Origin of the sequence: Streptosporangium sp. H16 (assembly GCF_051918855.1) — a bacterium.
Taxonomy (GTDB): Bacteria; Actinomycetota; Actinomycetes; order Streptosporangiales; family Streptosporangiaceae; genus Streptosporangium.
The window spans coordinates 1-7,662 of the sequence record NZ_JBPXMD010000079.1; the positions used below are offsets into that span (position 1 = coordinate 1).

The 7,662-nt window shown below is 67.0% G+C and carries 8 protein-coding genes and 3 pseudogenes; 4 read left to right on the forward strand and 7 right to left on the reverse strand.

Annotated features, from left to right (window positions below):
* Positions 1–638: 638 nt before the first annotated feature.
* From ACTOQ2_RS43475 to ACTOQ2_RS43485, 3 genes are all read right to left on the reverse strand, one after another.
* Positions 639–1,085 (reverse strand): nitroreductase family deazaflavin-dependent oxidoreductase, encoded by a 447-nt coding sequence (locus tag ACTOQ2_RS43475; protein ID WP_440107829.1) that lies wholly within the window; start codon positions 1,083–1,085, stop codon positions 639–641.
* Positions 1,082–2,092, reverse strand: a complete 1,011-nt coding sequence (locus ACTOQ2_RS43480) for an alpha/beta hydrolase (RefSeq protein ID WP_440107831.1) — start codon at positions 2,090–2,092, stop codon at positions 1,082–1,084. The genes ACTOQ2_RS43475 and ACTOQ2_RS43480 overlap by 4 nt, the downstream gene beginning before the upstream one ends.
* Positions 2,093–2,192: 100 nt before the next feature.
* Positions 2,193–2,723, reverse strand: coding sequence for a PadR family transcriptional regulator (locus ACTOQ2_RS43485; protein WP_440107833.1), 531 nt, complete (start codon positions 2,721–2,723; stop codon positions 2,193–2,195).
* A 235-nt stretch (positions 2,724–2,958) separates the two neighbouring features.
* Here ACTOQ2_RS43485 and ACTOQ2_RS43490 point away from each other — a divergent pair, with 235 nt between their 5' ends.
* Entirely contained in the window at positions 2,959–3,483 is a 525-nt protein-coding gene (locus ACTOQ2_RS43490; protein ID WP_440107835.1) for an ISAs1 family transposase, read from the forward strand.
* A 201-nt stretch (positions 3,484–3,684) separates the two neighbouring features.
* Positions 3,685–3,855: pseudogene (locus ACTOQ2_RS43495) on the forward strand (DUF4158 domain-containing protein); the annotation flags it as partial.
* Between the two features lie 302 nt (positions 3,856–4,157).
* Here the strand turns inward: ACTOQ2_RS43495 and ACTOQ2_RS43500 are convergent.
* The 3 genes and pseudogenes from ACTOQ2_RS43500 to ACTOQ2_RS43510 all read right to left on the reverse strand — a co-directional run.
* A pseudogene (locus ACTOQ2_RS43500) lies at positions 4,158–4,325 on the reverse strand (DUF4158 domain-containing protein); the annotation flags it as partial.
* A 79-nt stretch (positions 4,326–4,404) separates the two neighbouring features.
* Positions 4,405–5,052 (reverse strand): YdeI/OmpD-associated family protein, encoded by a 648-nt coding sequence (locus tag ACTOQ2_RS43505; protein WP_440107837.1) that lies wholly within the window; start codon positions 5,050–5,052, stop codon positions 4,405–4,407.
* 128 nt (positions 5,053–5,180) lie between these two features.
* Positions 5,181–5,630, reverse strand: coding sequence for a carboxymuconolactone decarboxylase family protein (locus ACTOQ2_RS43510; protein WP_440107839.1), 450 nt, complete (start codon positions 5,628–5,630; stop codon positions 5,181–5,183).
* 175 nt (positions 5,631–5,805) lie between these two features.
* Here ACTOQ2_RS43510 and ACTOQ2_RS43515 point away from each other — a divergent pair, with 175 nt between their 5' ends.
* Together ACTOQ2_RS43515 and ACTOQ2_RS43520 are read left to right on the forward strand one after the other, a co-directional pair.
* A complete protein-coding gene (locus ACTOQ2_RS43515; RefSeq protein ID WP_440107841.1) occupies positions 5,806–6,819 on the forward strand; it encodes a helix-turn-helix transcriptional regulator in 1,014 nt (337 codons plus the stop codon).
* 146 nt (positions 6,820–6,965) lie between these two features.
* Entirely contained in the window at positions 6,966–7,166 is a 201-nt protein-coding gene (locus tag ACTOQ2_RS43520; protein WP_440107843.1) for a recombinase family protein, read from the forward strand.
* 280 nt (positions 7,167–7,446) lie between these two features.
* Here ACTOQ2_RS43520 and ACTOQ2_RS43525 read toward each other — a convergent pair.
* A pseudogene (locus ACTOQ2_RS43525) lies at positions 7,447–7,662 on the reverse strand (DNA-binding transcriptional regulator); the annotation flags it as partial.

Here is a 7,662-nt window from a genome sequence, read left to right on the forward strand (position 1 = left end):
TCGTCGAACGACCCGACGACCGAGTCTCATCCGCAGCCGCTTAAAAGATCTTGATCCACAGGTATTGACGATTGCTCTGCTTCGTCATCGTCACAGTCTGCTACATCAGTCTCGCCCTACTCATCCCACACTGAGAACTTTCATACCGTGTGTCCCACGTGAGCCTGACACAGAGGGTTGTCCGGGCCAACCTGACATCTCCCAGCTCAGCGTGCCGGACTCTCACCACTTTCAGGCGGAACGGACACTGAAGACAGCGCAGGGCCCGGTGACCATGCCATGCCCGGTGTCCTGTGCCATCGAAGTTTGAGGGACTGCCATCAAGTTTGAGCGGTAGGAGTTGGCGTCCTCCTCCCGAACGCGGCCCCAGCCCCAAGGTGAGCAGATCTGCGCAGCTCATCGGACTCATGTTCTCGGAAGCGGAGACGGCCACGGCTTCTGGGAACATGCATGGCTGAGAGGCGAAACCTCAGCTCGGCACTTCCGAGAACAGGACCGCGTCGCTAGTTGGCGCTTGGGACACGTTCGGGAGGAGGTCGAGCAAGAAACGACGACATCAAGCGCGCAAAGTCACAGGCTCGGCCGCATCGGCCCTCTGCGTGGAGGAACGAAACGTACGCTAAGCCTGTTCGTCCAGCTCATCGAGCGCGCGCGATGGCCGCCCGCTCGATGACCACGACCGGGATCTCTCTCGCCGCCTTTCGCTGGTAGCCCGTGTAGTGCGGCCAGATCTCGACCATGACCTCCCACAGGCGGGGTCGCTCATCGCTGGTCACGGGCCGGGCCACCGCGTCGAACACGTCGGCGCCGATCTGTACCCGGACCCACGGTTGGGTGAGCAGGTTGTGGAACCAGAGCGGATGGTCGGGGGCGCCGCCGTTGGAGGCCACCACCAGATAGCGCTCGCCGTCGCGACCGTAGATAAGTGCGGTCCGGCGGGGCAGCCCTGAGCGGCGGCCGACGGTGGTGATCAGCAGGGTGGGCGCGCCATGGAAGAGGTGGCCGTGGGCGCCGTCGGACTCGACGTATTTCTTGACGTGGTTGGCCACCCACGTGGTCGGGCTGTCGATGGGCTCGTGACTCAACGGGCCGCTCCGCCCACGCGGCGGTCGGCCCAGTCTCGAGCCTTGGAGAACCAGCCGGACGCGGTGCGGTGCGCATTGAGCACGTGTCCGGTGCCCGGGACCATGATGGCCTCCAGTTGCGCACGGGGGCCATAGAAGGGGGCCTCCTGGGCGCGTAGCGCGGCGGACGAGCGGGCCGGGATGAGCAGCCGGTCATGTTCGCCGGTGACGATCAGCACTGGCACCTGGATGTTCTTGTTGATGGAGGGCGGGGTGTAGGAGTCGTCGGCCGGGAAGACGTCGGTGGTCTTGGTGGCCTCGTCGGCGGCGATGACGTGGGGGGCGGCGTTGGGCCGGTGGTAGAACCAGGTGGCCCGCATGCCGGGCCGGGTAGTGAGGTAGCCGTCGTCGAGCCCTTGCTTGGCGAAGCGCGGGTCGTCGGCCGCGCGGTAGATCTGCGCACCCATCTGCTCGAAGGCGCTCTGGTTGGGCGCGCTCGACTCGCCGGTGAGGATGACGCCGTCGATCTCGGCTGGATGGGCGGCGGCGAGGGTGCGGGCCAGGGTGGAGCCCAGCGAGTGGCCGACCAGGACGACCTTGGTGAAGCGGCCGCCGCCGAGGCGGCCCTCGCGCAGTTGTTTGATGAGCTGGCGCAGGACGATCTGGTGCGTGTCCTGCCGAAAGCGGGTGCTGGGCGGGTGGGTGCTCGCGCCGGTGCCGAGCCGGTCGATGGCCAGGGTGGCGTAGCCGGCGGCGGTCATCGTCTCGACGTAGGAAGGCTGCCGCCGGTCGCCGCGCGCCTGCCAGTACGCCTGGCCGTAGAAGCCGCCGGGGATGAGCAGCTGAACGGTGGCGGCACGGCCGCGTGGCAGGCACAGGGTGCCGGCCACGCGCTGGTCGGAGAGGCCGCCGGAGGTCATCGCCACGTTAGCGCGTACGGGTTTGCAGGCGGTGGTGGCGGCTTCAGCCGCTTGTGGGGGTGCGGTGAGGGTCAGGAGGAGTGCTGCTGCTGCTGTACGGACGCGCATGGAACTCCTTCGGAGAGGGTTAACCAAATTTGTTTAACCAAATTTGGTTAACGAACTATGAGGCACTTGCCTGTCCACCGTCAAACTGGCGGCCGGCCAGTCAGGCCGACTCCTCACCCCGTTCCAGCCGTACGATCAAGCCCTGCGTCCATGCCGCATCGCCCGCCGCCTGCTGCGCGCGCAGGTCGAACAGCCTCGCCAGGTGTTGCGGCCGCGTTCCCTCGCGGATCGCGGCCGCGATCCGCGCCTCCTCGTCCTTCAACGCGCGCAACCGCTCCTTGAGCAGTGCGATCGTTTCCTCCTTCGGCAGCGCCGGCAGCAATACCAGAGCCGCGCCGAACACTTCCGGACGCCGGTCGGGCACGCTCAACGCGGTCCTGAGCAGCCGCAGGAACTCCGCCTCACCCTTATCGTTGATGGCGTAGTCGACGCGGCCGGGCCACTCATGCACCTCGGTGACGTCCACCAACCCATCCTTGGCCAGTTGACGCAGGGCGTGGTAGATCGATCCCGACCTGAGGCCGGCCCATCGCTCGGCCTCCCACGACTCCAATTCGGCGCCGACCAGATAACCATGTGCCTGGCCAAGCAGCCGTACTACGCCGAGGACCAGCAGTCGCGTCGCCGACATCGTCTCCCTCACTCGCCGAACGGCCTCACTGCGTGACCGCACGCCCCGACCTTAGTGACCTCCCCGAGCCGCCGCTGACCGCCTTGCCGCATACCGGTCCCAGCTGGCCTCAACACCCAGGAGCCCGCCGCCGGGGCACCGAGTGCGGCAGCTGATGCGCCGCGAAGCAGTGGTGTCGGCCGGTGCTGGCGCGGGTGGGCTGGTGTCGGCCCCCGCCCGATTTTCATCTCACATAATGCTCATTTTGAAGGGCAACCAGCCGCTGGCCCGCGCCGCCGCTCAAGTCCTGCTGACCGGCCCGGACGTCGACTGGAGCGCGACCACCGCCATTGATGACGATCACGGGCACGACCGCATCGAACGCCGCACCATCCGCACTGCCGAAGCAGACGACGCCCTGTTCCCCGGCACCCGCCAAGCCTTCCGGCTCCGCCGCGATGTCGGCGATCTGGACGGCGTCTGGATCAGCAAGGAGATCGTGTACGGCATCACCAGCATGCCCGCCACCCTGGCTCCACCCGACCACCTCAACCATTATGAACGGGCGCACTGGGGTGTGGAAAACCGTCTCCATTGGGTTTGTGGCGTGACATTCCGGGAGGATCACTCCCAGGCCAGGACGGGAACCGCACCCAAGGCGCTCGCCGGCTTCAGAAACCTGGCGATCAGCACTGCCCGGATGGCTGGCCGCGCCAACATCGCCCACGCCCGCCGTGACCTCCTCAACCACGACGACGCCTTCGCCGTCTACGCCATCTGATCAATCCGACGAATCGGGATATAGCGAATCAACGCCGGGGCCCTGGCCCTGGCTCGGGTTCGTGCCCGACGACGTGGCGTCGGCTCCGCCGGAGGCGGTGGCGCGGCTCGCCACGGCGCTGGGCCTGGCGCCGGGGGCGTTGCGGGTCTATGGACGGCGGGCCCATACCCGGTCGGACCACCTGGGTCAGGTCCCAAGTACCTGGGCTGGAAGACCGCCGCTGCAGGCAGCCAGGAGATGAAGGAACTGGAACAGTTCCTCACCGACCGGGCCATGGAGCACGATTCGCCGACGTTGTTGTTCAACCTGGCGCGCGAGTATCTGATGTCGGCCAAGGTGATCCGGCCTGGGGCGATCACGTTGGCGAAGATGGTCGGCGCGGCCCGGGCGGCGGCCGGTGAGCTGGCCTCGCACAAGGTGGCGCACCTGCTGACCCAGCAGGTCCGCTCGGATCTGGCTCTGTTGCTCAAGGTCGATGCCGGGCTGGGGTGTACGCGGTTGGAGTGGCTGACCAAGCCCGAGACCGAGGCGTCAGCGACGGCGGTGAAGACCTCGATCGACAAGCTGGCGTGGCTGCGCGCGATGGACGCCGACCAGTTGGACCTGTCGGTATTGCCGAGCCACTCAGCCAGCACATCCTCATCCGCCCGGGTCGACTCCCGGAACCCCAGCGCCTCCCGCACCTGGGCCCGGTGTCGCTCGATCGACCGGCCCGACCAGTCGTACTCCGCCAGCAACGCCAGCTCGGCCTTCACCTGGCCGGCCACATAGTCCACCGCAGCCTTGGGCAGCTCACCCACGTGCCGCGGGAACCGGCCCTCCTGCTCGAAGAACTTCAACATCAGGCCGAACCCCAGACGGGTCGCCCCCGTCTTGTTCCCCACCAACTCCCAGTCGCCGTCCAGAGGAGTGGGCCCGTATTCAACTGCCGAGGGCGCGCTTTTGTGGGTGGATCGCCTCGCCGCGGGCGAGCATGTCAACGAACTGGGTGATACGGCGGGCTCGGGTCTCGGCGCGTTTGGCGTTCGCGATCCGATAGAGAATGGCGTAGCGGTTTTGGGAGGTGAGGATGTCGAACATAGCTTGTGCCTGGGGTTTCGCGGCCAATGCGGCGGCCAGGTCGGCTGGTACCTCGATGCCGGCTTGTCCCGCGTAGGCCGTGTCCCAGCGGCCGTCGGCCTTGGCGCGTTCGACCTCGGTCATTCCGGCCGGATGCATCCGGCCCTCGCTGAGCAGACGGGTGACGATGGAAACGTTCCGCGCTGACCAGGGACTTTGCCTTCCGCGAGGGGTGAAGTGCCGGCAGAAGGTGATCTCATCCCGCCGTCGTAGCCGACCATCGATCCAGCCGTGGCACAGGGCTTCGTCGAGCGCCTGGTCATAGGTCAGGCTGGTGGGCCGGGTCGTGTTCTGCTTGGCGAGGACCAGCCACACCCCTGCCGAGCTGTCGTGGTGCCTGCTGAGCCACTCCCGCCAGGCTCGGGCATCGGTAACAGTCAGTTCCAGTAGTTCGTTGCTCATCGTCATGCGCCCCTGATGATCATCAAAGGGATGGTTGTCGGCGGTCACCCGAAGGTGGGAGCCCAGGACGGAGGCCTGCCGGAAGTGGCGCTGGATCGGTCAGCGGTCGAGCTGGCCGATCACGTCCTTCGCCACGTCGCCACCGCGGCCTCTGGACGGATGACCCCCGCCCGCCTTCACCAGGTCTTGCCGGCCTGCTCCCGGATCGTGTGGTTGATCCGGTTGAAGAAGTTGGTGATTGCGATGTTCAGGATGATCGCGGACATCTGGTTCTCGTCGAAGTGGGTGGCAGCAGCATCCCAGATCTCGTCGGTCACGCCCGGCGCGCCGTCCTGGATCCGGGTGGCGGCCTCGGTCAGCGCGAGCGCTGCCCGCTCCTCCTCGGCGAAGAACGGCGTCTCGCGCCAGGCGACCACGTTGTGCAGCCGCTCCTCGGTCTCTCCATGCTTCTTCGCCGACTGGACGCCGGCGAACACACACGGGCTGCAGCCGTTGATCTGGCTGGCCCGCAGATGGACCAGCTCGAGCACGATCGGGTCGACGCCACCGGCGTGAATCGCCTTGTGGAGATGCTGGATCGCTGTGATCACGTCGGGATTCGCCACGCTTTTCATGCGTGCTTCCATGGGTCCTGCCCCTCGTCGGTTACGTGCGCCCATCCGGGCCCGTCATCTGACGCACCTTGGCGGAGGTCATCGTCGTCGTAATGGACTTTTCGGCCGAGGAGTTCTCGGTCATGCCGGCGACGTTACGGTATGACCCGGTCAGAAACGGTCCTGGTTATCGAGCAGACTGTTAGCCGTGGTCAACACCTCGGCACGGCTGCTGCGGCTGCTGTCTTTGCTGTCAACGCGGCAGTCCTGGACGTGCGCTGATCTTTCCGCCCAGCTGGAGATCACCGAACGGACGGTTCGCCGGGACATCGCCCGGCTACGTGAACTCGGCTACGGCATCGAATCGGAGATGGGCCCATGGGGCGGCTACCACCTCGGGCCTGGAACCAGCATTCCGCCACTGATCCTTGACGAGGAGGAGGCCCTCGCGGTCGCCGTCGGGCTGCGCACCGCCGCCTTCAGCGGAGTCTCCGGCAGCGACCAGGCAGCCCTGTCGGCGCTGCTGAAACTACGCCAGGTGCTGCCGGCCAGGATCGCCGACCGGCTCGGCGAGCTGGACGCCGCGTTCACCCACACCGCACGACCCGACGACAGCCAGATCTCCCCCGCGCTGCTGCTCGACCTGGCCACCGCGTGCCGGCGAGGCGAACGCACCCAGTTGACCTACCGCGACCGGGCCGGAACGACGTCCACCCGCCGAGTGGACCCCTACCGGCTCATCTACACCGGCCGCCGCTGGTATCTCCTCGCCTACGACCTGACGCGGCAGGACTGGCGCACCTTCCGCACCGATCGCATCATCGATGCCACAGCCACCGGGCAGGCCACTGCCCTGCCCGACCCGCCAGATCCGGCACAGATGGTCAGCACGGGCGTCGCGCTGAGGCCCTACCCGGTGCGGGTGACCATCCGCCTGGCCGTACCGGCCGATGAGGCCCGTAGGCTGGTACCACTAACGGTCGGCGTCCACCACCCGGACGGCGATGACGCCACGATTATCGACATCGGCGGGCCAGACGCCGACGGCCTGGCCCGCTACCTGCTCAGCCTCGGCCGACCACTCCAGATACTGCACCCAGAAGAGGTCCGCCAGGCATTCCTCACCCGCACACAACAACTCCTCAAGGACAACCAGTGGCACAAACACCCGCCGATAGCTGACACGGCTACCTGCAGTGACGGATGTTGCCAGCCGCCATGAAGTGCGACTGCAATCTTGACTGTCTCAATCGAGGATCCCCCAACGGAACACCAACCGCCCGGACAACCGCCCCAGGTCAGGGTGTTCCGTATAGGTGTTCCGCGTACCGTTTCGGTGAAGGCCCCCTATCCGGAACACTTGAACGCGTGAACGGGACCCGGGTCGGCTACGCGCGCTGCTCCACCGACGAACAAGACGTCATCATCCAGACCGAACAGCTCCTGGCCCTCGGCGTCCCCGAGGACCGCATCTACATCGACCACGGCTTCTCCGGCACCACCCGCCGCAACCGCGCCGGCCTCGACAGGCCCTGGCCGCCGTCTGGGACGGCAGCGTGTTCACGGTGACGAAGTTCGACCGGTTCGCCCGCAACATGGCCGAGGCCAACGACCTGCTCACCGGTCTGTCAGGACGCGGCGTCCACTTCGGGCTGGGCGCGTCCGTCTACGACTGAAGCGACCCGTTCGGGCGGCTGTTCCTGTAGACCCTCGCCATGGTCGCCGAGTTCGAGGCCAACCTCGGGCACCTGCGCACCCGCGAGGGCATGGCGCTGGCGAAGAAGAACGGCAAGCTCAAGGGCAAGCACCCCAAACTGCCCGAACCCGCCCGACACTCCATCCGCCGGCGATACGCCGCGCGCAGGACCTCGGCCACGATGGCGTCAGGCGCCTCCTCAGCGACCAGCCGACGCGAAAGGAGGTCGGTCTCCGGGTCGATGAGCAATCGCTGGGCCGCGCCGGCCGCGGTGTCCCGATAGCTTTCGGGGAGCGCGTCGACCACCTTGAGCATCGCCGAAGCGAGCGCCGAGCCGAGGCCGAACGCCTGCGCGCCGCGCCGCGATCC

Coding starts and splice junctions, on each gene's coding strand:
- ACTOQ2_RS43480 (WP_440107831.1), bottom strand. CDS start 2,092: ATGCGCGTCCGTACAGCAGCAGCAGCACTCCTCCTGACCCTCACCGCA.
- ACTOQ2_RS43490 (WP_440107835.1), top strand. CDS start 2,959: ATGCTCATTTTGAAGGGCAACCAGCCGCTGGCCCGCGCCGCCGCTCAA.
- ACTOQ2_RS43485 (WP_440107833.1), bottom strand. CDS start 2,723: ATGTCGGCGACGCGACTGCTGGTCCTCGGCGTAGTACGGCTGCTTGGC.
- ACTOQ2_RS43510 (WP_440107839.1), bottom strand. CDS start 5,630: ATGGAAGCACGCATGAAAAGCGTGGCGAATCCCGACGTGATCACAGCG.